This window comes from Phaeobacter sp. CC-HEC084 (assembly GCF_059429255.1).
In genome coordinates this window covers 2,433,311-2,455,391 of the sequence record NZ_JCAIJQ010000002.1, presented here as the reverse complement: position 1 = coordinate 2,455,391, position 22,081 = coordinate 2,433,311, and the positions used below count along the sequence as shown (strand labels likewise).

The 22,081-nt window shown below is 60.5% G+C and carries 19 protein-coding genes; 7 read left to right on the top strand and 12 right to left on the bottom strand.

Features of this window, described 5'->3' with window-relative positions; all coding sequences use genetic code 11:
* Nucleotides 1-6 precede the first annotated feature (6 nt).
* From AC5SSZ_RS11920 to AC5SSZ_RS11885, 8 genes are all read right to left on the bottom strand, one after another.
* Nucleotides 7-798, bottom strand: a complete 792-nt coding sequence (locus AC5SSZ_RS11920; protein ID WP_495438290.1) for a proteasome-type protease — start codon at nucleotides 796-798, stop codon at nucleotides 7-9.
* Nucleotides 799-834: 36 nt separating this feature from the next.
* Nucleotides 835-1,632, bottom strand: coding sequence for a transglutaminase family protein (locus AC5SSZ_RS11915; protein WP_274830222.1), 798 nt, complete (start codon nucleotides 1,630-1,632; stop codon nucleotides 835-837).
* Nucleotides 1,633-2,574 carry an alpha-E domain-containing protein gene (locus AC5SSZ_RS11910; protein ID WP_065272804.1) on the bottom strand — a complete coding sequence of 314 codons (942 nt, stop codon included), beginning with the start codon at nucleotides 2,572-2,574 and terminating at the stop codon, nucleotides 1,633-1,635.
* Nucleotide 2,575: 1 nt separating this feature from the next.
* Nucleotides 2,576-4,000, bottom strand: a complete 1,425-nt coding sequence (locus AC5SSZ_RS11905; protein WP_274830221.1) for a circularly permuted type 2 ATP-grasp protein — start codon at nucleotides 3,998-4,000, stop codon at nucleotides 2,576-2,578.
* 259 nt (nucleotides 4,001-4,259) lie between these two features.
* Nucleotides 4,260-6,317 carry a pyridoxamine 5'-phosphate oxidase family protein gene (locus tag AC5SSZ_RS11900; RefSeq protein WP_495438289.1) on the bottom strand — a complete coding sequence of 686 codons (2,058 nt, stop codon included), beginning with the start codon at nucleotides 6,315-6,317 and terminating at the stop codon, nucleotides 4,260-4,262.
* Between the two features lie 48 nt (nucleotides 6,318-6,365).
* Nucleotides 6,366-6,986 carry a glutathione S-transferase family protein gene (locus AC5SSZ_RS11895; RefSeq protein ID WP_274868843.1) on the bottom strand — a complete coding sequence of 207 codons (621 nt, stop codon included), beginning with the start codon at nucleotides 6,984-6,986 and terminating at the stop codon, nucleotides 6,366-6,368.
* 274 nt (nucleotides 6,987-7,260) lie between these two features.
* Nucleotides 7,261-8,112 (bottom strand): polysaccharide deacetylase family protein, encoded by an 852-nt coding sequence (locus AC5SSZ_RS11890; protein ID WP_368998429.1) that lies wholly within the window; start codon nucleotides 8,110-8,112, stop codon nucleotides 7,261-7,263.
* 44 nt (nucleotides 8,113-8,156) lie between these two features.
* Entirely contained in the window at nucleotides 8,157-8,774 is a 618-nt protein-coding gene (locus AC5SSZ_RS11885) for a TetR/AcrR family transcriptional regulator (protein WP_495438288.1), read from the bottom strand.
* Nucleotides 8,775-8,922: 148 nt separating this feature from the next.
* On the opposite strand from AC5SSZ_RS11885, the gene AC5SSZ_RS11880 reads away from it, so the two are divergent.
* From AC5SSZ_RS11880 to AC5SSZ_RS11850, 7 genes are all read left to right on the top strand, one after another.
* A complete protein-coding gene (locus AC5SSZ_RS11880) occupies nucleotides 8,923-9,981 on the top strand; it encodes an ABC transporter substrate-binding protein (protein ID WP_495438287.1) in 1,059 nt (352 codons plus the stop codon).
* 59 nt (nucleotides 9,982-10,040) lie between these two features.
* Complete coding sequence (locus AC5SSZ_RS11875; protein ID WP_495438286.1) at nucleotides 10,041-10,850, top strand: ABC transporter permease; 810 nt, start codon at nucleotides 10,041-10,043, stop codon at nucleotides 10,848-10,850.
* Complete coding sequence (locus AC5SSZ_RS11870; protein ID WP_274835124.1) at nucleotides 10,850-11,641, top strand: ABC transporter ATP-binding protein; 792 nt, start codon at nucleotides 10,850-10,852, stop codon at nucleotides 11,639-11,641. Before AC5SSZ_RS11875 ends, AC5SSZ_RS11870 begins: the two co-directional genes overlap by 1 nt.
* Before the next feature lie 24 nt (nucleotides 11,642-11,665).
* Nucleotides 11,666-12,433, top strand: a complete 768-nt coding sequence (locus AC5SSZ_RS11865; RefSeq protein WP_495438285.1) for an SDR family NAD(P)-dependent oxidoreductase — start codon at nucleotides 11,666-11,668, stop codon at nucleotides 12,431-12,433.
* Nucleotides 12,430-13,161, top strand: coding sequence for an SDR family NAD(P)-dependent oxidoreductase (locus AC5SSZ_RS11860; protein ID WP_065272811.1), 732 nt, complete (start codon nucleotides 12,430-12,432; stop codon nucleotides 13,159-13,161). Before AC5SSZ_RS11865 ends, AC5SSZ_RS11860 begins: the two co-directional genes overlap by 4 nt.
* 15 nt (nucleotides 13,162-13,176) lie before the next feature.
* The gene (gene speB, locus AC5SSZ_RS11855) at nucleotides 13,177-14,148 is read left to right on the top strand and encodes an agmatinase (protein WP_065272812.1); all 972 of its coding nucleotides are present in this window, start codon (nucleotides 13,177-13,179) and stop codon (nucleotides 14,146-14,148) included.
* Between the two features lie 234 nt (nucleotides 14,149-14,382).
* Nucleotides 14,383-15,366 carry a cyclase family protein gene (locus AC5SSZ_RS11850; RefSeq protein ID WP_116560355.1) on the top strand — a complete coding sequence of 328 codons (984 nt, stop codon included), beginning with the start codon at nucleotides 14,383-14,385 and terminating at the stop codon, nucleotides 15,364-15,366.
* 88 nt (nucleotides 15,367-15,454) lie between these two features.
* On the opposite strand, the gene AC5SSZ_RS11845 is transcribed toward AC5SSZ_RS11850, so the two are convergent.
* From AC5SSZ_RS11845 to AC5SSZ_RS11830, 4 genes are all read right to left on the bottom strand, one after another.
* Complete coding sequence (locus AC5SSZ_RS11845; protein ID WP_065273753.1) at nucleotides 15,455-16,021, bottom strand: hypothetical protein; 567 nt, start codon at nucleotides 16,019-16,021, stop codon at nucleotides 15,455-15,457.
* A 133-nt stretch (nucleotides 16,022-16,154) separates the two neighbouring features.
* On the bottom strand, nucleotides 16,155-17,489 hold the full coding sequence (locus AC5SSZ_RS11840; protein ID WP_065272813.1) for an HlyD family type I secretion periplasmic adaptor subunit: 1,335 nt from the start codon (nucleotides 17,487-17,489) through the stop codon (nucleotides 16,155-16,157).
* Nucleotides 17,486-19,939: a type I secretion system permease/ATPase gene (locus tag AC5SSZ_RS11835; protein ID WP_495438284.1), complete on the bottom strand. Its 2,454-nt coding sequence runs from the start codon at nucleotides 19,937-19,939 to the stop codon at nucleotides 17,486-17,488. Before AC5SSZ_RS11835 ends, AC5SSZ_RS11840 begins: the two co-directional genes overlap by 4 nt.
* A gap of 69 nt (nucleotides 19,940-20,008) precedes the next feature.
* The gene (locus AC5SSZ_RS11830) at nucleotides 20,009-21,922 is read right to left on the bottom strand and encodes a hypothetical protein (protein WP_495438283.1); all 1,914 of its coding nucleotides are present in this window, start codon (nucleotides 21,920-21,922) and stop codon (nucleotides 20,009-20,011) included.
* Between the last annotated feature and the right edge of the window lie 159 nt (nucleotides 21,923-22,081).

The following is a 22,081-nucleotide window of genomic DNA, read 5'->3' as shown; positions in this document are numbered from 1 at the left end:
CCCTCCTTATCTGGACGGCTCCTTCTCAAAGAAACAGAAAACAACATCTACGAGGGCGATCGCGCGGCGCTTACTGTAGGCAGGCAACCCGTCCAAGGCCTCTTTCAGCGCTTGTCCCCAGCCCGATGAAATCGCCTGATAGGCCGGATCGTCGATTTCAATCCGGGAAATACTTGTCTGATCAAAGCTGTCGTTGTCATACACATGCACATCGAACGGCGGAGCGACGGAGAGGTTTGATTTGACGGTGGAGTCGAATGAAACCAGCAAAAGCTTCAGCGCGTCCTCTGTCGACATTTCCGGTCCGAAGGCCCGCACGAGAATGGGTTTTCCGTATTTGGTTTCACCAATCTGGAAAAATGGCGTGTCTTCGGAAATCTCGATGAAATTGCCTTCGGGGTAGACAAGGAACACCGTGGGCGCGCCGCCTTTGATCTGGCCCCCGACGATGACAGAGGCGCTGAAGGCATCCGACGATTGCTGCCCCTCAGGGGTGCTGTAGGAAATCACCTCGCGCAGGGTCGAGCCGACCAGACGGGCCACCTGGAACATGGTGGGCTGGTTCAGAATTCCGGGATCACGCTCATCGGCGGCTTCGGTACGTTCGCGCAGCAGGCTGATTAGGGCCTGCGTGGTTGCAAGGTTGCCCGCCGTCATGATCGTTATGCTGCGCTCCCCCGGGACGCCAAACGTGAACATCTTGCGCGTGGAGGCAAAGTTATCGACACCCGCATTGGTGCGCGTATCCGACATGAAAATAAGGCTATGGTTCAGCCGCATCGCCACGCAGTAAGTCATAGGGGGTCACCAACAGATCAAGATCGCGAAACTTTCTTACTGCTGCACCTGTAAAGATACAATGAGTGACTCCTCACCGTGCCCTATCCGCAGGCCTGAGATTGGCGCAGCATCATGGGCGTCGCGTCCAATGGCAAGCCGCACATAGCGCTCGTCCGGTGAGATCTGGTTAGAGACGTCAAAGCCGACCCATCCCAGCCCCGTGATATGGGCTTCAGCCCAGGCGTGGCTGGCATCCTGATCGATCCGGTCGTCCATGACCAGATACCCGCTGACGTAGCGCGCCGGAAACCCCAGCAGGCGAGCCGCGGAAATGAAGATATTCGCGTGATCCTGGCAGACACCGCTGCCCTGACCCGCAGCCTCTTCCGCCTTGGTTTCGGTGTGGGTTTCATTGAGCGTATAGGGCACGGCGCCAAGGACGGCCGCGGACAGCAGGTGCATCTTTTCCAGCTCGCTCCCTTGGTTCGGCACGCCATCTGCGATCGCTTTGATCAGCGGGCCAGCCTTGGTCAAAGCGGTGGATTGCTGGAAATACCAAAGCGGGGCGCGGCCATAGACAGGGCCAAGAACCCCGGCTTTGTCCTCGGTGTCCACCTCGCCGCGGGCGGTGATGGTCAACCCGGTTGCCCCTTCGTCCGCGCAGATCAGGCTGACGCGGTTACCGTGATGGTCACGATAGCTTGCCGCAACGCTGCCGTGCTCCACATCGATATCCCAGTTCCTGACCTGTTGCAGGGGGCCGTCGACAGGTTGCAATCGAACCTGTTGCAGGGCGCCGGAGACGGGATGATCGTAGATGTAGGTGGTGTTATGGGCGATCTTGATGCGCATCTAACTGATGAACCTGTATTCTTGTTCGATCCTCGTACCGATGTCGGCGATATCGATGATCGATTGCGATATGAACTCGTGAAGTCCGTCTTCGAAGATGGATCCGATGTCGCGGTGCTGCAACCGTGCCTGCAAGGCACGCGCTGCCTTCAGGCTGCCACTTTCCTCGCCTCCGGTGGGGCAGAGGGCCGCAAGATTCGAGGTGATGTTGCAGGCACAGAACGCCAGTGAACGGGGGAAGCGTTCGTCGAGCAAAAGAAACTCTGCGATGCTGGCAGCGTTGAAATCATCGTCAAACGCGTGCCGAAAGGACCGGTGCGCCGAGACCGAGCGCAGGATCATTTCCCATTGCACATTATCGAGCCTGCTTCCGACGAAGGACGGCGATGGTAGAAGTGCGTGATACTTTACATTCACAATCCGCGCGGTGCTGTCCGCCCGTTCGATAAAGGTGCCAAGACGGCAGAAGTTATAGGGATCATTACGCAGCATGGTGCCGTGCAAGGCCCCGCGCACAAGGGCAGATTGATGCCGGATCGCCTCAAGCGTCTGCGGCAGGTCCGCCTCGGACACAGGTGTTTTAAGAAGATCCGTCAGTACCATCCAGGTTTCGTTCACGGCAATCCAGACTTCGGTGGTCAATGCGGTGCGGACAAGTCGCGCATTGTCTCGCGCTGCCTTGATCACCGACAGGACCGAGCTTGGGTTGCTTGGCTCCCGCAGCAAATAATCGCTGACGTTCTGGCTGGTGTATTCGAGATGCCTTGCGTCAAAGCCCTGTTTTTGCGCTGCGGCAACAATGATCGACCGCCAGTCCGATGCTGGATCCGTGGAGCGCGTCAGGGCAATACGAAACCCCGCTTCGATCAGACGTGCGGTGTTTTCGGCCCGTTCAAGCCCGCGGAACATCCAGTAAAGACCGCCTGCAGTTTTTCCCAGCATATCAGCTCTCCAGGACCCAGGTGTCTTTGGTACCGCCGCCCTGGCTTGAATTGACCACAAGGCTGCCCTCGGTCAGGGCAACGCGGGTAAGACCGCCCGGCGTAATGTTGATCTCCTTGGGCGAAACCAGCGCAAAGGGCCGCAGGTCGACATGGCGCGGGGCCAGGCCCTTTTCAGTGAAAATCGGCACGGTCGACAGGCTCAGCGTGGGCTGGGCAATATAGTTGGCCGGGCGCGCGATCAGTTTTTCCCGGAAGGCTTCGATTTCCTTCTTGCTGGCCGCGGGGCCAACCAGCATGCCGTAGCCGCCCGATCCGTGCACCTCCTTCACCACCAGGTCGGAAAGGTTATCCAGCACGTATTTCAGACTGTCCGGCTCAGAGCAGCGATGCGTCTCCACGTTCTTCAGGATCGCTTTTTCTCCGGTGTAGAATTCAATGATCTCGGGCATGTAGCTGTAAATCGCCTTGTCATCAGCCACCCCCGTGCCCGGCGCGTTGGCGATGGTGATGTTGCCCGCGCGATAGATATCCATGATGCCCGGCACGCCCAGCATGGACTGGGGATTGAAGGTCAGCGGATCAAGGAAATCATCATCGACCCGGCGATAGATCACATCGACGGTGCGATATCCGCGTGTCGTGCGGACCTTGATCCGTCCGTCAATGATGCGCAGGTCGTGCCCCTCGACCAGCTCAACGCCCATCTGATCGGCGAGAAAACTGTGCTCGTAATAGGCCGAGTTGTGAATTCCCGGCGTAAGCACCACGACAAAGGGACGCCCTTCGCAATTCGGCGGCGCCGAAGCTTCAAGCGAGGCGCGCAGGTTCTTGGGGTAGTCGCTGACCCGCTGCACCTTGATCTGGCTGAACAGCTCCGGGAACATCTGCAGCATCGTCTCGCGGTTTTCCAGCATATAGCTGACCCCGGAAGGCGTCCTAGCATTGTCTTCAAGTACGAAGAACTCATTCTCGCCCGTGCGCACGATGTCGGTGCCGACGATATGGGTGTAGACGCCGCCAGCGGGAGTAAAGTCGATCATCTGCGGTAGGAAGGCATCGTTTTGCGCAATTACAGAGATCGGCACGATGCCCGCCCGCAGGATTTCCTGCCGGTTATAGATATCGTGCAGAAAGGCATTGATCGCCCGCACCCGCTGATCAACGCCGCGGGCAAGCGTGCTCCACTCCCGGTTCGATAGAATCCTGGGTATCAGGTCGAAGGGGATCAGCCGTTCTTCCGCATCATCCTGACCATAGACATTGAATGTAATGCCGGTGCGTCGGAAAAATCGCTCCGCCTCTTCGGATTTCTGGGCAAGGCGCACAACGTCCTGCTGGTTGAACCATGCATGGTAGCGGTCATAGGGACCCCGCACACCGTTTGAGCGACACATTTCGTCGAAAAATTTATCTTCACTCGTCATACCTAACCGTTGCCAGACACTTGGTTAAGCACAAGGCCTGACGACAGTGGCGCCTCTGTGGTGTCCCTATGATGCCTGTTTTTTGGGCGTGGGTGCGTGTTTATGGGCAGGCGCCAGATTGCGGTTCTGATCCCGCTGGGGTCTATTGGTTGAGAACAGATGCAACGCAAACCGACCGGCAGGAGCAGAGAATGGCTGAAGAGGAGCTGTCAAATGTCAGTCCAAAGGCTGTTGCAACTCCGCCATCATGCACCTCCGCTCACAAGTCGAGCTCGATTGTGTCAGAGCCTCTGGCCGGAACCGAGCAACAGAGCAGTGTTTCACCCGGCGGCGGGGTGATAGACGGGGCCGTCTTATAGGTGGTGGCGCCACTTTTCAGCCGGGTGCTGCACATGCCGCAAGTACCCGAGCGGCAGCTGAATTCCGGCGTCAGCCCATGGGCTTCGGCCATTTCCAGCAAGGATCCGTCTTCTGGTTGCCATGGCATTTCAAACCCGGATTTCGCAAAGCGCACGATCGCTTGCTCCGCGGCAGGTTCCACAGGCTGAGGTGCGGTGGCTATCTTGCGGACGAGCGATGACGGGCCAAACGCCTCGGCAAAGATGCGGCTGTCTGGGACGCCCAGTCTCAAAAGGCTGTCATAAATCGCCTGCATGAACCCTTCGGGTCCACAAAGGTGGAAATCAAAATCGTCGAGCCACAGCGCCTGGCGCAGGATATCATCGTCGATGACGCCGGTTTTCCAGACCGGACCTTTCGCAGCGCCCTTGGCGGGTTTTTCCGACACCAGCGGCAGGTAGCGGATCTGTCCGCCAGAAGCCTGCGCCAGTTCATCCAACTCTCGTGCGAAGGCCTGGACCTTGGTGTTGCGGGCGGAATGCAGCACCGTGATCTGGCGGCGATGCCGGGTGCGCAGACCTTCGCGCAGGGCATGGCGCACCATCGCAACCATCGGCGTGATCCCGACACCGCCTGCGATCAGGACTGCGGGGCGTGTGGCAGAGGCATCCAGCGTGAAGCCGCCGCGCGGCGCCTTTGCGTCCAGCTGGTGGCCGCTCTGGATTTTTTCGTGCAGGTGGCGGGAGACGCGACCCTGTTCCTCTTTCTTCACCGAGATCCGGTAGAAGGGTTCCCCGGGCGCAGAAGAGACGGTGTAGGTGCGCAGTAATGGGGTGTCCTCTCCGGGAAGCGGCACCCGCAGGGTCAGGAACTGCCCGGCCTCGAAAGGCAGAAGCGGCAGGCCATCCGCCGGTTCAAGGTAGAAGGACCGGATCTCCGCGCTTTCGTCCTCGATGCGGGACACCTTGAAGGCGCGCCAAGCGTTGCGGTGCTCTTCGGCCTTTTCGCGCGCATCTGCATCGGTCCAGGTGTCGGTCAACAGCGTGTTGGGGGAAAAGGCCCCTTGGCCTGCACGGAAGGGCAGCGCATTCTCGGTCCAAAGGCCCTGATGGAAGGTGAATTGCCAGCCGCGCTGCGCCCCCTGGAAGGAGGAGATGACGGGATCATCCGCTTCCAGAAGCTCTACGGTTCCGGTCAGCTGCAACAGGGTCCCGGTTGCAAAATCCGGGATCAGCAGCCCAGCACGCGGGTTCAGCAGGAAATTTCCCAGCGTGTTGTAGTAGTTGTTCCCCGGAAATTCGGGAATGGTCAGCGTATTGCCTTCGACGTGGATGAAACCGGGCCGACCGCCGCGGTGGGAGACGTCCACCCCTTCTCTTTCAGGAGTGTCGCCTGGCGGGATATGGCTGGAGACAAAGAAAGTATCGGCGGCTTCGATCAGCGATCGGACGCGTCCTTGCAGATCTTTGATCGGCTCTGACTGACGCCGGACGTCTCGGATGTCTGCCGCTTCGAGCTGGCGAAGCTGGATATACTGCGGGCAATTGCCGAAGGACTGGTCCACCTTCAGGGTGAGCGCCTTTTCGGACAGGGAGGCGATGCGGCCATTGACCCGGTTGCGGCGGCGACTGTGCAGTTCGATCCCCAAAAGGCCCAGCCGGGCCCCGGTGCGCAATTCCGAATGAACGGGGTCGCCCTCAGCAGCGGACAGGCTGATTGTCAGATGCTCGGCGTCGGGGGAGCGGATGAAGCCCGGGGCACCGGTCAGCAGGGTGGCCCAGGGCCAGCCCTCTGCATCAACGGCACCGGCCACGATAAAGGGAAGCTGAGCATAGAACTCCCGGTGCTGATCCGGCATGAAAGGGCGGATAACCCGGCGGCCGAAGACTTCCATTGCCGCGCGTTTACCTGTGCGGCGCTGCATTTCCTGTTCGCCTTCGTGGAAGGGCGAAGATACGTTTGAGACAGAAGAAGACATCGGACCCTCCGGGGTATCTGTTGTTGTGATATGGGCAGTGCCCGGGGGTTAGGCTGCGAGGCCGACCTTGGTCACGGGCATGGCTTTGAAGCCTTTCAGACCTTCGACATTGGCCAGCAGGCGCCGCAGGTTCGGGTAGGCTTCCAGCGAGATGCCACCTTCGGGCGCATGCGCGCTGTAGGAATAGATGGCGATGTCGGCGATGGTCGGCTCGGTGCCCACCAGGAATTCACGACCTTCCATATGCGCTTCGATCTTGCCAAAGGCGGTTGCGGCCGTTGCCGCACAGAATTCTGCGTCAAACGGTGCGTTGAAGACGTTGATCAGACGCGCTGCTGCCGGGCCAAAGGCAATCTCTCCGGCGGCGAGGGTAAGGAACTTTTGTACTTCGGCTTCCAGAACCGGATCAGAGGGCAGGAAGGACGGTGCGTATTTGCGCGCCAGGTAAACGAGGATGGCGTTGGAGTCAGCGATCACTGTGTCGCCGTCTTCGATCACCGGCACTTGCCCGGCGGGGTTCAGGGACAGGAACGGCTCTGCCTTATGGGCACCTGCAGCGAGATCGACGGTGATCATCTCGTGCTCAATTCCGGCAAGGTTTGCGAACAGCTCTACGCGGTGCGAATGGCCGGACAGGGGGAAGCCGTGAATGCGGATTGGTTGGGTCATGGTCTTTTTCCTTGGATACTGATGTTTCAAGTAGGCAAGGGGACTCTATGCTAGCGTTCTTTTGGCGATAATTGACTTTCTTGCGGAATTACTGTGTACATTTTGTGGATTAACTTGTCGCCGAAAGGATGCGCGTAACCGCAAGCACAGGTACGGCTGTTGCGGCCCGAACCTCTTTCACGGCCAGCTCTGGCGCACCGCGACGACGTGGGGCCACCGACACGCAAACCGGCGGCGCCCTTTCAGAATGACTCACTTGGAACCGCGCCGGATTTTATCCGATCACTTCCGTTCTCAGAGTGTTGCTGTTGTCTCGCGCGTGCCCGGCGATCTGCTCCAGAGGCGCGAACCAGACATCGCCCCGTTCCAGAACCGCCTCCAACTGACGCTCCATCTCGCGCCAGCGCGCCAGACGACCGGTCAGGAAGGGGTGCAGGACCGGCATCCAGAACCCTCCCGCTTCGTACATCGCCTCGAATTCTTCAAAGAACGGCGCGATCCCCTCGCGCGGGCCGCGAACGGGCATCAGGTAGTCGATCTCGGCAAAATGGGCGAAGGGCGGCCAGTCGTCGGTCCCCCAATGCGGCGGCATCTCGATGATGCTGCCTGTGCCTGTTTTGACAAGGTAGGGCAGTTCATCCGCCATCATCGAGCTGTCGTATAGGAATTCATGCGCGATCAGCCGGTCCACCATCGCAGGCGTGATGCTATAGACCGGCGCGCGATAGCCGCGCGGTTTGCGGCCCGTCAGTTTGACATGCACCTCTAGGGCGCGTTCGAACAGTTCCGCTTCTTCGGCATCGGAATGCCCCATCGGATCCTCATGGCGCCAGGAGTGATGGCCGATCTCATGCCCGCCTTCAAGAATGGCCTCGACCGTCTTTGGGTAATTTTCCATCACCCAGCCCGGCATAAAGAAAGTCTGGGTCAGGCCAAGTCGGCGATAGGTCTCCAGAATACGGGGAACCGCCACCGTCGGCCCGTAGCGCCCCATGGAAATCGGCTGGAGCCGCAACTCTGCATCATCGCGGCAGGCATCCCGGATCAGGGAATCGGCGTCGATATCAAAGGTGATTGCGGCCGCACATGTCTTGCCATGGGGCCATTTGATGGGATGTAGAAACATGTGAATCCTTGTCTGGTCTTGCCGTGGGCCGGGCTATCCGCCGGTCAGGACGTTGCGATGTGGAGCGAAAACAGCGCCTCAAGATCGCGGCGGAATCGGCGCGCGATTTCATCACTGTTGATGTCGTCCGAACTGATGAACTGGATGAAGCGAGCGTTCTGAAGGTGGAACAGCGCCTTGCCCAAGCCGTCTGCATCGACCGAGGGCGGCAGGTCCCCCGCCTCTTGCAGGGCCTTGATTCTGCGCACCAGCACCTGCGCCAGTTCCTGATCCAGTTCGAAATAGGTCTGGCTGAGCGGCGATCCCCCATTGAGAGTCACCGCAGAAATCACCTGACGCCAGATCTCTTTTTCCAGGTTGGACATGGCGTGATCGACGATGATCGATGCAAACTTTGCCGCAATCTCGATCAGATTGCCCGATTCTTGGGCAAGTTCACGGTCGAGCCGGTCGATCAGTTGCGCGTCACTTTGCGTGACCATGGCAAGAAGTATGCCGGCCTTGGTGCCGTAATACTTGTGCACGGTGACGCCGGACACCCCGGAAGCATCTGCGATCACTTCGATCGTCGTCTTTTCAAACCCCTGTTTTAAAAAGAGTTTCCGGGCGGATTCGACGATGCGCCTTTGACGGTCTTCTTTCTGTCGTTCTCTCAAACCCACGGTCGGATACTCCGGTTTTCTGCTGCTACGGGGCCATCTAATCAAACACCGCATAGGTTAGTCCACTTAAAAAATTAGTTGCATTAAGTTTTTTACGGGATACGGTTTTTACCAAGTTGCACCCGAAACCGAACAACGAGGAATAGCCATGCGTTCTTTTACTAAACTCGCTTCAGCTGCCGCGGTGGCACTGGGCCTGGGGGCAGGTGCTGCCGCCGCTGTTACAGTCAAGGTTGGCGTCTGCGTGTCCTGGCCGGGCTACGCGATGCTGGAGGTTGCCCGCCAGAACAACCTGATCCCCGACCACGATCTGGAAATCACAATCTTCGAAGATCCGCTGGGCGGGCATGCGGCCCTCGCGGCAGGGCAGCTCGACGTTTACGGCTGCACCGCGGATTACACCCCGCTGACTGTCGACCGCGGCACCGATGTGGTGAACGTGGCCTTCCTCAACCCCTCTTACGGCGTCGACCACATCATCCTGGCCCCTGAAATTGAGGCGGCCGATCTGCCCGGCAAGAAGGTCGCGGCGCCGCAGGCCTATATCGGTCACCTGTTGATGGGCATCTGGCTGGACACGCTGGGCGTTACCCCGGATCAGGTCGAATGGGTGAACCTCAACGCAGACGAGGCCGTGGGTCCGATGCTGTCGGGTGATCTGGCGGCGGCTTATATGTACGAGCCTTGGATCTCCAAGGTGCTGGAGGCCAGCCCTGGATCGAAAAGCGCCGTCAACACCGCCGACCCTGAGGTCCTGAAGACCGGGATCTTCATGGACGCGCTCTATATGAACAAGAACTTCATCGCTGAAAAACGCGATGTGGCGCTGGCGGTGCTGAAGGCACGCTGGGATGGCCTGGGATACTGGAACCAGAACGTGGCCGAAACCAACAAGGCGATGGCAGAGTTCCTGCAATGGCCGGAAGAGGACATCGGCTATGTGATCGGCACCAACGGCAAGAGCTTTGAAGGCGGCATCTACATGCTCGACTTTGATGAATCCGCGCAGCTTTGCGGTGTTCTGGATGGCGAGCCGCCCTTCGGCATGGCCAATGGCTCCATGGCCGAGTCCGTTGCCCTGACCAATGACTGGTGGGTTAAGCTGGGCCTGATGGACAAGACCGTCGACGCCGCAGCCGGGATCGACTGTAGCCTGATGGGTGATCTGGCCGCTTCTGGCTACCGTCAGTCGCTGACCGCCAACTAACGCCACGCGCAGAAGCGCCTGTCGGTGCTTCTGCCCCTTCCGCCACAGGAGGTAATCCAGTGCCCTCGCCAACCCGCTCCAAACGCTTTCTGGAAATCCGCATGCCGGTCACCCGGCGCCAGCGCATGCTGTCTGCCTTTGGCATCTGGGCCGTGTTCTTTGCCGTCTGGACCTTGGCAGCAGCCACCGGACTGGTGAATGACCTTCTGGTTCCCTCGCCGCAAAAGGTGTTCAGCGCCACCTATGATCTGTTTGCCGCGCGCGATTTCGCCAGCGATGTGCTGGTGTCGATCACCCGCGTGTTGGTGGCCTTTGCCATGGCTTGCGCCGTCGCGGTGCCATTGGGTGTGATGATGGGCACCTTTGCCTCGATCGAGGCGATCTTTGCGCCTTTCGTGTCGGCCTGGCGCTACCTGCCCGCGCCGTCCTTTATTCCGATCCTGTTGATGTGGTTCGGAACCGGCGAAGCCCCCAAACTGGCGCTTCTGTTCATCGGGGTCATCTTTTTCCTGATCACCCTGATCATGGATCACACCAAGAACGTGCGCAAAGAGCTGATCGAAACCGCGCTGACACTGGGCGCGAACCGCTATGTCGTGGTTTTGAAAGTCGTCTTCCCCGCCGCGCTGCCCGATATCGTGGTGGCGATGCGTCAGATGCTGGCGATGGCCTGGACCTACCTGGTGATCGCCGAGATCGTCGCCTCCACCACCGGCATCGGCGCCATGATGATGCGGGCGCGCCGCTTCCTCAAAACCGATGAGATCCTCGCCGGTATCATCGTCATCGGCGCCCTTGGCCTGCTGTTCGACCTTCTCTTTGCCGCGCTGCACCGTGGCCTGTTCCCCTATCTCAAGGAAAAACGCTGATGACCGCAACGCTGGTTGATATCTCGAACCTGTCCAAGGCGTTCGACATCGGGCGCGGGCAAAAACTTCAGGCGGTGCAGGATGTGTCATTCTCCGTCGAGAAGAACTCCATCTGCGTGCTGCTTGGCCCGTCTGGCTGTGGCAAATCCACCATCCTGCGCATGATTGCTGGGCTTGAAACCGCAACCGAGGGCGAGATTGTCGTCGGCGGGCGCAAGGTCGACGGGCCGGGGCGTGACCGGGGCATGGTGTTCCAGGCCTATACCTCCTTTGACTGGCTGACGGTGCGCAAGAACGTCGAATTCGGCATGAAGATCAACGACGTGCCCACACAGGAACGGCGTGAACGCGCCGAGCATTTCCTCAATCTGGTTGGCCTGTCCAAATTCGCCGACGCCTATCCGTCGCAACTGTCCGGTGGCATGCGCCAGCGCGTGGCCATTGCCCGCACCCTGGCCAATGATCCCGAAGTGTTGCTTATGGATGAGCCGTTTGGCGCGCTTGATGCCGAAACCCGCTGGCTGATGCAGGAACTGATGATCGACGTCGCGGAAAAGACCAATACCACCATGGTCATAGTTACCCACGACCTGGAAGAGGCGATCTTTCTCGCCGACAAGATCGTTTTCCTGTCGAGCCACCCGGGCCGATTGAAGGAAGAGATTGTCCCGAGCTTCAAGAACGGCGCGCGCATCGCCGACAAGGAACGCATCGTGCGCCTTGAGGGCTACGGTGCACTGGAAGAAAAACTGATGCGGCTGATGCGCGAAGAAGGGCACCGGGATGAATAAGCCAAACACAGACGGAGGCGCAGCATGAGCGTAAGTTTCGATTTCTCCGGCACATCCGTTCTGGTCACAGGCGCCAGCAGCGGCATCGGTTATGGCGTGGCGATGGGTTTTGCCAAGGCAGGCGCTGATCTGACGATCCTGTCGTCCAGCGATGCGATCTTTGACGCTGCAAAAGAGATGCCCGGCAATGTGCAGGCGATCAAATGCGATATCGCAGACGCCGCAGCGGTGACACAGGCGCTGGCCCATATCGAGAAACTGGACGTGCTGATCAACAATGCGGGATTGGAACGCCCGACGCCCCTGACCGGCAAGAACCCCGACGGCAACGCCACCTTTGAACAAATCGTCGGGATCAATATCACCGGCACCCAGAATGTGACCGATACGCTGGTGAACCGGATCAACGACGGTGGGCGGATCATCATCACCGCCTCGATCTGGGCCAAGACCGCAGTGGGCGGGTTTTCGGCCTATGTCGCCTCCAAACACGCCAATGTGGGGCTGATGCGCACATGGGCGCAGGAGCTCGGCCCGCGCGGCATCCGCGTCAATGCCGTCTGCCCGGGCTGGGTCAAGACCGGGCCTGCGATGAACTCCCTGCGCGAACTGGCCGAGACCAGTGGGCAGAGTGAAGAGGAATTGTTGCAAGAGATCGTATCTGCACAGGCCATCGGCGGGCTGATGGAACCGGCGGATATGGCCGCGACCTATATGTTCCTTGCCAGCGATGGCGGCGCGAATATCACCGGGCAGGCGATCAACGTCGACCGGGGCGAGGTGATGGCATGAGCCTGCAAGGCCAGACCGCGCTAGTCACTGGCGGCGCGCGCGGTATTGGCCGGGCGATCTGCCTCGCGCTTGCAGATCTCGGCGCGGAGGTCGGGTTCTGCCACTATGACGATCCCGAAGCCGATGCGACTTTGGCCGCCATCAACCAACGCTCGCGCGGTTTTGCCATGAGCGCCGATGTCGCCGATGAGCAGGCAGTCGAGGGGTTTTTCGACGCGGCCTGCAAGGCCCTTGGTGCGCCCGACATTCTGGTGAACAACGCGGGGATCCTGCGCGAAAGCCCCTTGGCCGAAACCAAGGCTGCGGATTTCGACCGGGTCATTGCGGTGAACCTGCGCGGCAGCTTCCTGGCCTCCCGCGCCTTTGTGCGCCGAACGGACAGCGGGCGGATCATCAATATCGCCAGTGATCTTGGCCTGCTGGGACGCGAAAACATGCTGGCCTATACCGCCTCAAAAGGCGCCATCATCACCATGACCCGGACGCTGGCGCGCGAACTGGCGCCGGGAATCCTGGTCAATGCAGTGGCGCCGGGCTCGACGGAAACGGATATGACCAGCCCCCAGAACATGAGCCCCGAGGCCATTGCCAAGGATCTCGACACACCGCTCGCGCGCTTTGGCCAGCCGCGCGAAATCGCCGATATGGTCGTCTTTCTCGCCAGCCCGCAAAGCGGTTTCATCACCGGGCAATGCTTTGGCGTCAACGGCGGCAGCGTCATGCTTTGATCAAGGATACCCCCCATGACTGACTCCTTCTTCCACCCGGTTTCCGGTTTCGATGTGCCGCGCTTTGCCGGTGTTCCGACCTTCATGCGCCTGCCGCACCTGTCGCTTGATGATCCGCGCCTGAAGGACGTGCAGGTCGGCCTGATCGGAACCCCGTGGGACAGCGGCACGACCAACCGCCCCGGCCCACGCCACGGACCGCGCCAGCTGCGCGACATGTCGACAATGATCCGGGCGCAGAACGGCGCTACCGGTGTGCGCCCGTTCGAGATGGTGAACTGCGCCGATCTGGGCGATGTCGGGCCGAACCCGGCGGACCTGCATGACAGCATGGACCGGATCACTCAGTTCTACGATCAGGTCGTGGCCGCCGATGTCATCCCCCTGACCGGCGGCGGAGATCACCTCTGCTCCCTGCCAATTCTGCGAGCCTTGGGTAAAAACGACCCCTTGGGCATGATCCATTTCGACAGCCACACGGACCTCTTCAAGGATTACTTCGGCGGCACCCAGTACACCCATGGCACGCCCTTCCGCCGCGCCATCGAAGAGGGCTTGTTGGATCCAAAACGGGTCGTGCAGATCGGCATTCGCGGTACCACCTACGACAGCGAAGACCGTGACTTTGCCGATGCGGTGGGCGTGCGGGTGATCGCGATCGAGGAGTTCCATGCCCGTGGCCCAGAGGATGTGATGGCCGAAGCCCGCGAGATCGCAGGTTCGCAGCCGACCTATGTCTCCTATGACATCGATTTCGTCGATCCGGCCTTCGCACCGGGTACCGGTACGCCCGAGGTCGGCGGCCCGAACTCGTTCCAGGCGCTGCAGGTTGCCCGTTTGCTGAAAGGGGTGAACATTGTGGGCGCCGATCTTGTCGAGGTTTCGCCGCCCTTCGATCAAAGCGGCGCGACCGCCTTTCTCGGGGTCTCCATCATGTTCGAGATCCTGTGCAACCTGGCACTGGCTCTGGGGGAACACTCAGAATAACTTGGAGAGAGACAGCGCATCGCGGATTTCCAGATGGCATGTGGCCCCGTGAAATGGGTGCCACAGACCAATAGGAGAGGCGGAGCGCTTTTTCTGCTGCATGCAATGTGACGCAATCTGCTGGGTCACCATTGCTGACGTGGTATCAACACTCAATTGCAAAGCGCACGGTTTTTCGCATCAGGCACCCAGGCGATGCTTTTCCGGATTCGAAAAGCACCTGAGGAAATCGCAATGCGCTTCACAACTCTACTGGCGGCCACGCTTGGCCTTGTCATGGCCGCGCCCGGCTATGCCGGTGACAGTACCCCCACCGTCGGCACCAGCCCCTGGGGACCCAAGGATGAACTTGGCGCCTTGAACCTGATGACCGAAGACACTCGGGCAGCGATCCTGTCCCGTGTTGCGGGGGGGCAGGTTTTCGACCTTTCCGTCGAGTATTTCATCGGCATGCCTGGCTGGCACGCGGCGGGCGATCCCCGGTATCAGTTCTGGATGACCCATACCCCGCGGGGCGCCGCGATTGATGACCCGCTGGGCGTTGGCCGGGATATCGGCGAACACGTCAGCTACACCGGATCGGCGGTGTCGATGTATACCCATACCGGCACTCATATCGACGCCCTGAACCACTTTGGTCTCAACGGTGAGATTTTCAACCATTTCAGTGCGGATGAACATCTGGGCGATACCGGTTGGAAGGTCACCGGCGCAGAGACGATCCCCCCCATCGTGGCCCGTGGCGTGCTGATCGATGTCGCCGCGGTTAAGGGTGTGGAGATGCTGAACGAAGGCTACCGCGTCACGCAGGCGGATCTAGAGGCCGCGCTGGAGGCGCAGGGAGTTGCACTGCAAAAAGGCGATGTGGTCCTGATCCGGACTGGACGCATGCAGGTCTACGAAGAGGCTGACCAGTTCTCGCACAACCCGCCGGGTCTTGGCATGGAAGCGGCGCGCTACCTTGCCGAAGAATCCGGTGCGATGATCGTCGGCGCCGACAATCTGAGCTTTGAGGCCTTCCCGTCAGAGGTCGAAGGCAATTACGTGCCGGTGCATACCTACCTTCTGTCGCAGGTGGGCGTTCCGATCATCGAACTCGCCTATCTGGAAGAATTGTCCGCCTCCAAGGTTTACGAGTTTGCCTTCGTGGCAGGCTCGCTCAAGCTGCGCGGTGCGGATGCGGCTCCGTTGCGCCCGATTGCAATGCCCCTGCAATAAGGCGCCGGACGGGCGGCTGGAGGTCAGAGGTCAGCCGCCCAACATTGTTTTTTGGATCGCCGCCCATCAGGTGTGGGGCTCGGATGGCTCAGCCTTGCTCGGTCATACGGTCCGATCTTTGCGCATGCCGTTCCGCCACACGCGCCCGGGATGCGGCAAGATGTGCCCGCGCAGCGCGAGCCCGGTCCTGTAGCCTGTCATCAGGCACTTCAGGTGGGAAGCCGCACAGAACGTTGAAGCCTTTGTGGTCAGTAAACGCCCACTGAGCTGCCAAAAGCTGGTAGCATTTCAGATCCCAACCCTCTTCATCCGGTTCAAATCGGATACGCCAGTTGCCCCGTACCTGAACCGGCAGGCGCAGCCGCCGGATCTGCATCATGGCCTCGTGGCCGTTTGTCGCCGTGCGCAGCCCCTGTTCCCGCAGTTTCTTGATCCGATGCAGCAGGCCTGCTGCCTCAGGTTTGCGGCGGCCGGCAAAAAGCACTTCGATCTCTGCGTCGGGTCGGACGATCCCCTTGATCAGCAGATCTCCCCGGTTGTTGCGGTTGACCACGGGGATCAGCTCCACAGGCACATCGCGCAGCTCACGCTTGAACAGGCCGGCGTCTTCGCTTTGCGGAGTCACGTGCTTTTGTTCTAGGCGTCTGTTCGTCATGCGAATGTCCGGGCGCTGGTTCATAGGGCAGACAGGGCGATAAATGCTATCGTCCTGCTTTCACCCGAAGATTTACCGCGCGCCGGTTAACAGGGCATTGAAAACAGTGTCTTTCTGCGACCAAGCCACGGGATCATTGCTCCCGGAATGCGCGTGACATGCTGTCCTTCACCGGTTTGATCAGATATTCAAAGAAGGTCCTTTCTTCTGTTTCGATCATGATGTCGGCAGGCATCCCAGGCACCGGCGCGAAGTGCGACACCCTCGCATATTCCGCTGACGACAGATCGATATGGGCGACATAGACCTCGCGGGCGATGCCCTGAGAGGTATCGGTGATGGAATCCGCCGACAGGTAACTCACGTGACCGGTCAGCATCGGCGTGGTGCGCCGGTTCAGCGCCGACAGCCGTACCGCCGCGACCTGTCCGACGCGGATGCTGTCGATATCGGTGCGCGGCACCAGCGTTTCGATCAGCAGGGGCGCATCGGCGGGCAGGATCTCGGCGATGGGCTTACCGCTTTCGATGACGCCGCCAGAACTGTGGTAGTAAAGGCGTACGATGGTGCCGTTAACGGGCGCCACCACGGTCGAGCGGGACAGCACGTCCTTGGCCTTGCGGGCCTTTTCGCGGATCGTGTCCAACTCGGCCTGCACCGCCTGCAGCTCATCCAGCGCCTTGCGTCGACGTTCCGTGGTCAGTTTTTCGATCTCCAGCTCAAACTTAAGCCGGGATCGTTCTATTTCTTCAACCTCTGATTCAATCCGTGCGATATGGCCGTCTGTCTCCAGCATCGCGCGGCGCACATAGTTGAATTCGGGGCGCCGGATCAGGCCGCGTTCCAGCAGGGCTTCCTTATCGCTCAGCTCTTCGCCGAGGTTCACGCCCCGCGCGCGATAAGCGGCCAGCTGCGCCTTGTAGCCCTTGCTGCGGATTTGAAGCGAGGCGATGCCATTCTCCAGAATCTCCAGCTCCTTTTGCTGCATGTGCCGGGCCGAGGCAAAGGATAGCCGCTGATCCTCAACGATTTGGGCCACCTGCTGGTTCTCTTTGGCCAGTTGCAGAAGGCGGGGGGAGAACGTGACCTCCTCCGCCTCATCATATTCGGCCCGAACCCGCGCTTCGGCGGCCTCAAGCCGCGCCTTGCGGAACTCCATTTCGCGCAGGTCGGCCTGCGCCGCTGTCTGTTTCAGCTGGATGATTTGATCGCCCTTGCTGATGCGGTCGCCCTCGGAGACAAGGATTGCTTCGATGATGCCGCCTTCCAGGTGCTGGACGATCTTGTTCTGGCCGGTGGCGACGAAGCTGCCCTGTGAAATCACCGCCGCCGCCAGCGGCGCGCGGAAGGCCCAGGTGCCAAAGCCGCCAAAGGCGATGGCAAAGAGCGCGATGCCAAAGATCACATGCTTGCGGATCGAGCGGGGCACCTCGTGGTGCCATTCCATGAGATCGACGGTCTGTGTCATTGCGCGTTCCCCCCTTGTGTGGGCGTGGTGCCCCCTTCGGGACCACGGGCGTTGCCTTGCTGGAAATTGGCCAGCTGCTTCAGCACTTCATTGCGATGCCCCATCAAAGCGACATTGCCGTCCGACAGCAGCATGATCTTGTCGACAACGCTCAGCAGCGTTGGTTTCTGGGTGATGACCACCACGGTGATCTTGTTCTCCTTGGCGTGCTGAATGGCGCGCGCCAGCGCCTGATCACCCGCGACATCCAGGTTCGAATTCGGCTCGTCCAGAACCAGAAGCCGCGGATTGCCAAAGAAGGCCCGGGCCAGGGCGATACGCTGTTTCTGTCCACCCGACAGGGGCGATCCATCTGCTGCCACCATGGTTTCATAGCCCTGCGGCAGTGACGCGATCATGTTGTGCACGTCGGCCAGTACTGCAGCGCGGTGGATCTGTTCGTCGGTGGCATCATCGCGCATCCGGGCGATGTTCTGTTTGATGGAGCCGGGGAACAGCTGCACGTCCTGTGGCAGGTAACCTATGTTCTCGCCCAGCTGGCGCGGCTCCCAGTTTCGCAGATCCATCAGGTCAAGCCGGACATTGCCCGAGGTCGGCAGGATCGACCCCACCAGCATCTTGCCCAGTGTCGTCTTGCCCGCGCCGGAATTGCCGATCACCGCCAGCGTATCGCCGGGTTCCAGCGAAAATCCGACAGCGTTCAGCACCACCTGTTTGGTGCCGTTCGGGACATATAGCAGCCGCTCCACATCCAGCCGACCTTGTGGATCGGGCAGGCGCAGCCGTTCGAACTGATGGGCAGAGCGGGTGAGAAGGTTGGAAATCCGGCCATAAGCCGAGCGCGACAGCAGGAAGGCGTTCCAGCCTTCGATGGCGCCTTCGACCGGGGCCAGCGCCCGGCCGGCAATGATCGAGGCTGCAATCACCATGCCGCCGGTAATCTCCCCGGCAATCGCCAGATAGGCGCCCCATCCCAGCATACCGACCTGTGTCAGCAGCCGCACGCCGCGCGACAGGGTGGCAGACATCACGTTGCGGTCTTGCGCGCGGACCTGCGAGGTCAACGAAGCCGCAGTGTCGCGGCCCCAGATGGTGACCGCCTCGGGGATCATCGCCAGCGCGTTGATGATCTGGCTGTTTCGAGTCATGGAATCGAGGTGCATATTCGCTTTTGACTGCGCCAGGTTCGCCTCGGCAAAGGGGCGCGCGGTCATTTTCTGGTTCACGTTTGCGATCACCAGCAGAACGATTGCCGTTCCCGCAACGATATAGCCCAGATGCGGGTGCACCAAAAAGATCGCGACCATAAAGATCGGCGCAAAGGGCACGTCGAGAAAGGACATCAGCGTGCCGGAGGTGAGGAAACTTCGCACCTGCTGCAAATCGCCCAAGGCCTGATACTCGCGCCCGGATCCATGCAGCGAGGCATGCGCCGCCGCGCTCAGGATCGGCGCGCCAAGGCGGGCAGCCACCTCGACCGCGGTGCGCATCAGCATGAAGCGTCGCACCGCGTCAAAGACTGACTGAAGGATCACCGCGCCGGCAATCACCAGCGTCAGCATGATCAGCGTATCCACCGAGCGGCTGGTCAGCACGCGGTCGGAGATCTGAAACAGATAAAGCGGGATGGCCAGCACCAGAACATTGGTGGCGCAGGTCATCAGCATCACGAAGCCCATGTTCCGCCGGACCGCCACGACGCCTTCGCGCAGGCTCTTTTCGTAGTTCTGTGGTCCAAGCCGCCGGTGGAACCGTGCAGGCCCGCCACCGCCGCCATTGCCGCCTCCGTTGCCGCCATTGCCGCCACCATTGGCAGGGGGCTCTGCGGCGTCGTCCTGCTTGCGCACACGGGTATTGATCTGCCCCTCCAGCGTTGTCCCGCCCAGCCCGCGGGCCGGTGGGGTCATGCGGCCTTCCTCGGGGGCTTTCTGTTTCGCTCTGGCAGTCTGTAAGGCCTGAGAAATCGGCCCGGCCTTGGGGGCTGGCCGGGGTTTGGAGGAGGGCGTGGTTTCGGGCGCGACTTCCGGGTCGGCAGCCTTCAACGTCTCAGGTGTGATCTCGGCCTCTGCCGGGGTAGGTTGCGGCATTGCGAGAGAGGGAGGGCTATCGCTTGCGGCAGGTTCGTGGCCCGAATTGGGAGGTGTCGGTTCCTCGGTGGGTCGGCGCATGTGGCGTTCCAGGCAATAGGGCGCGGGATCCGGTTTGGCCTCCGGCTGCTCCGGCCCGAACCGTTCCAGCTTTTGCTGGTCTTGATCGTCGGTGACCAATGTCAGAGTGCTTGTTTGCTCTTCCTGTTGCGGAGCCGTGGCTACGGTGTGCGGGAAGCCTGCGGTTCGACCAGATTTTAGTGAGGCTGCGGCCTTTGCCTGCAAGACCTGCAGATCTTTTTGGTTGTCGATTGCTTCTTCTTCCTCGGTGCCGCAGCGTGCATCGTATTTGGTAATTTTCATGACACTCCCCCTGTGTTTCGTCCCTGTTTCTCGTCCGTGTGTTCGTCCCTGGTCTCAGTCCCTATTGGTTCAGGCCAGCATCGTCTGCATGACATCCAGATGTGCGGGCGCATCGTCTTGAACCGCGGTTGACGCGGCTGTGTGATCCGCATCCGCGGCGTTTCCGGTGGCATTCAGATCGGTCAGAAAGGCAACCGCTTCGCTTGCCAGTGGCGCTTCGGGGCCGGGGGCAAGACGCACATCGGTGGGCGGCGCATCGCCGGAAATCAACTGGGCCTGGTACAAGACCGCGTCCGAAAACACCGATCCGCCCGACATCACATGAGAAGGCAGACCATTGTCGAAGATCGTGGCCAGATTTACGGTCGCATTGGCGCTTGTGCTGAACATCGCCGCATCACCCGGAGCCTCAGGGGCCTCGAGGCCGTCCGGGGCGTTGGGAATGTCGATCAGGTCGCTGTCGGAGAGGACATTGATCTGGGTGACCTCGCGCATCTGGATGAGGTCGCCGCCGACATAAAGGACGCTCAGCACCTCCTGCGGGGCCCAGAGGCCGCTGTTCAGAACCGGCGACAGATCCGGCGCTTCGGGGTCGAACCCATCCAGCAGGGCGCGGAAGTCCCCGGTGAGGGCGCTGATCTGGTCTTCTCCGGTATGGGTGATCGAAGCGCTATTGATCAGCGCGTTGTCGGAGCTTTGACTGGCTGCAGCGGGTTGAGAAGCCGGGGTCGGTGCGGGATGGGACAGCCAGAAATCTTCATCCAGCAGGATATTGGTCTGCGAAATTATGTTTTGCGAAATCATGTCACCGGCGACAAGGATCAGGTCGTAGGCCTGACCAAAGGTGCCGGTGAAGTTGAAATTGATGGCTTGGTTTTCACCGGTGGACAGGGTGGTTTCGCTGCCGGAGGTGGTGAAGGAGACCGTATCCTCATCCCGGATCATATTGATCTGGTGAATCCAGTCATAGGTGATCAGGTCCTCCTCGATACAGGCGAGGGTCACCAGACCGGGCAGACTGCCCGCGCTGCCGGTTGCGGGCGGGGCGGTTTCTGTCGGCTGTCCGTCAAAACTGGCTGCGTTGATCAGCTGGTTGTCCTCTTCGGGCCGCGCAGCGTCATCCCGCAGCACGTTGACCTGCGAAATTACATCCAGGCTGGCCACGTCGCCCCCGACCGCGATGACGGCCGCATCGACGCCACCGCCGCTGATTATCGCTTCGTTGAGAGCGAGGTTCTCGCCAGTGGTCTGGGTTGGGGTGTCGGCCGCCTGTGGTGTTTCGTCCGTTTCTGTTTCGGCATCGGGTTGCAGGGGTTGCGGCAGTGCGTCCTGCCAGGCGGGTAGCTCCGGCTCTGCCTCACCGTTCACTGTCACACCCTGCAGGGATGTGCCCGTGGCGATATGGATTGTAGCGGCCGGTGTCTGCGCCTCAGCATCATCGGCGCGGTCGAGGATCTGCGTGACGATCGTTTCGCCCACCTCGGCCGGACCTGGCAGGTCGTTCCCCTCTGCCAGATCGGCAGATTGACTGGAAAACTGATCGGTAGCGAGGGTGACGGCCTCAGGATCCAGCACCTGCAAGCGCGCGGCCAGGACTTGCAGCTCCATCAGGTTCTCGCTCTGAGTCTGCACGAAGCCCTGAGCGGTTTCTGCGGAGATGTTCAGATTGTCCTGATCCACCAGCGTGTTCACCTGCAATGTAACATGTACGGAAGCGCCCGGCGGCGGTGCTGCATGGACTGGCGGCAGGGCGCCGCTCGGCCCGGCAGCACTGGCCTGCTCCAGCGGAGGCGCCAAGGCGCCTGACGGCAGGTGGACATCAGGCGGTGCCAGAGAGGTTTGCGGAAGAGGCTGCGGCGCCTGGGGCGCGGGTGTCGGTGCCGGAAGGCTGTAAGGCGTGGCATCCTGAGCCTGCGGGGCGTACCCCTGTGGGCCGTAGACGAAATCGCGGGCTGCGGAGTGTTCCTGCAGCAGGTCGAGCATCTGTTTCTTTTGTTGGAACCGGAAGCTGCTATATTCAATACGTGAATGTGTATTTTCGGTAACCGTTTGAAAGAGGCCGATAAAATATGCGATCGCTTCTGTCGTCTTGTCCATAAACATGGCGGACGCTACCGATACGGAAAAAGAGTTTCGGGGCAA

Excerpts from the sequence above, each read along its gene's own strand:
- AC5SSZ_RS11915 (WP_274830222.1), bottom strand. The coding sequence starts at position 1,632 with ATGCGCATCAAGATCGCCCATAACACCACCTACATCTACGATCATCCC.
- AC5SSZ_RS11880 (WP_495438287.1), top strand. The coding sequence starts at position 8,923 with ATGCGTTCTTTTACTAAACTCGCTTCAGCTGCCGCGGTGGCACTGGGC.
- AC5SSZ_RS11920 (WP_495438290.1), bottom strand. The coding sequence starts at position 798 with ATGACTTACTGCGTGGCGATGCGGCTGAACCATAGCCTTATTTTCATG.
- AC5SSZ_RS11850 (WP_116560355.1), top strand. The coding sequence starts at position 14,383 with ATGCGCTTCACAACTCTACTGGCGGCCACGCTTGGCCTTGTCATGGCC.
- AC5SSZ_RS11890 (WP_368998429.1), bottom strand. The coding sequence starts at position 8,112 with ATGTTTCTACATCCCATCAAATGGCCCCATGGCAAGACATGTGCGGCC.
- AC5SSZ_RS11870 (WP_274835124.1), top strand. The coding sequence starts at position 10,850 with ATGACCGCAACGCTGGTTGATATCTCGAACCTGTCCAAGGCGTTCGAC.
- AC5SSZ_RS11860 (WP_065272811.1), top strand. The coding sequence starts at position 12,430 with ATGAGCCTGCAAGGCCAGACCGCGCTAGTCACTGGCGGCGCGCGCGGT.
- AC5SSZ_RS11835 (WP_495438284.1), bottom strand. The coding sequence starts at position 19,939 with ATGAAAATTACCAAATACGATGCACGCTGCGGCACCGAGGAAGAAGAA.
- AC5SSZ_RS11840 (WP_065272813.1), bottom strand. The coding sequence starts at position 17,489 with ATGACACAGACCGTCGATCTCATGGAATGGCACCACGAGGTGCCCCGC.
- AC5SSZ_RS11905 (WP_274830221.1), bottom strand. The coding sequence starts at position 4,000 with ATGACGAGTGAAGATAAATTTTTCGACGAAATGTGTCGCTCAAACGGT.
- speB (WP_065272812.1), top strand. The coding sequence starts at position 13,177 with ATGACTGACTCCTTCTTCCACCCGGTTTCCGGTTTCGATGTGCCGCGC.
- AC5SSZ_RS11910 (WP_065272804.1), bottom strand. The coding sequence starts at position 2,574 with ATGCTGGGAAAAACTGCAGGCGGTCTTTACTGGATGTTCCGCGGGCTT.
- AC5SSZ_RS11830 (WP_495438283.1), bottom strand. The coding sequence starts at position 21,922 with ATGCTCGACCTGCTGCAGGAACACTCCGCAGCCCGCGATTTCGTCTAC.
- AC5SSZ_RS11865 (WP_495438285.1), top strand. The coding sequence starts at position 11,666 with ATGAGCGTAAGTTTCGATTTCTCCGGCACATCCGTTCTGGTCACAGGC.
- AC5SSZ_RS11900 (WP_495438289.1), bottom strand. The coding sequence starts at position 6,317 with ATGTCTTCTTCTGTCTCAAACGTATCTTCGCCCTTCCACGAAGGCGAA.
- AC5SSZ_RS11895 (WP_274868843.1), bottom strand. The coding sequence starts at position 6,986 with ATGACCCAACCAATCCGCATTCACGGCTTCCCCCTGTCCGGCCATTCG.
- AC5SSZ_RS11845 (WP_065273753.1), bottom strand. The coding sequence starts at position 16,021 with ATGACGAACAGACGCCTAGAACAAAAGCACGTGACTCCGCAAAGCGAA.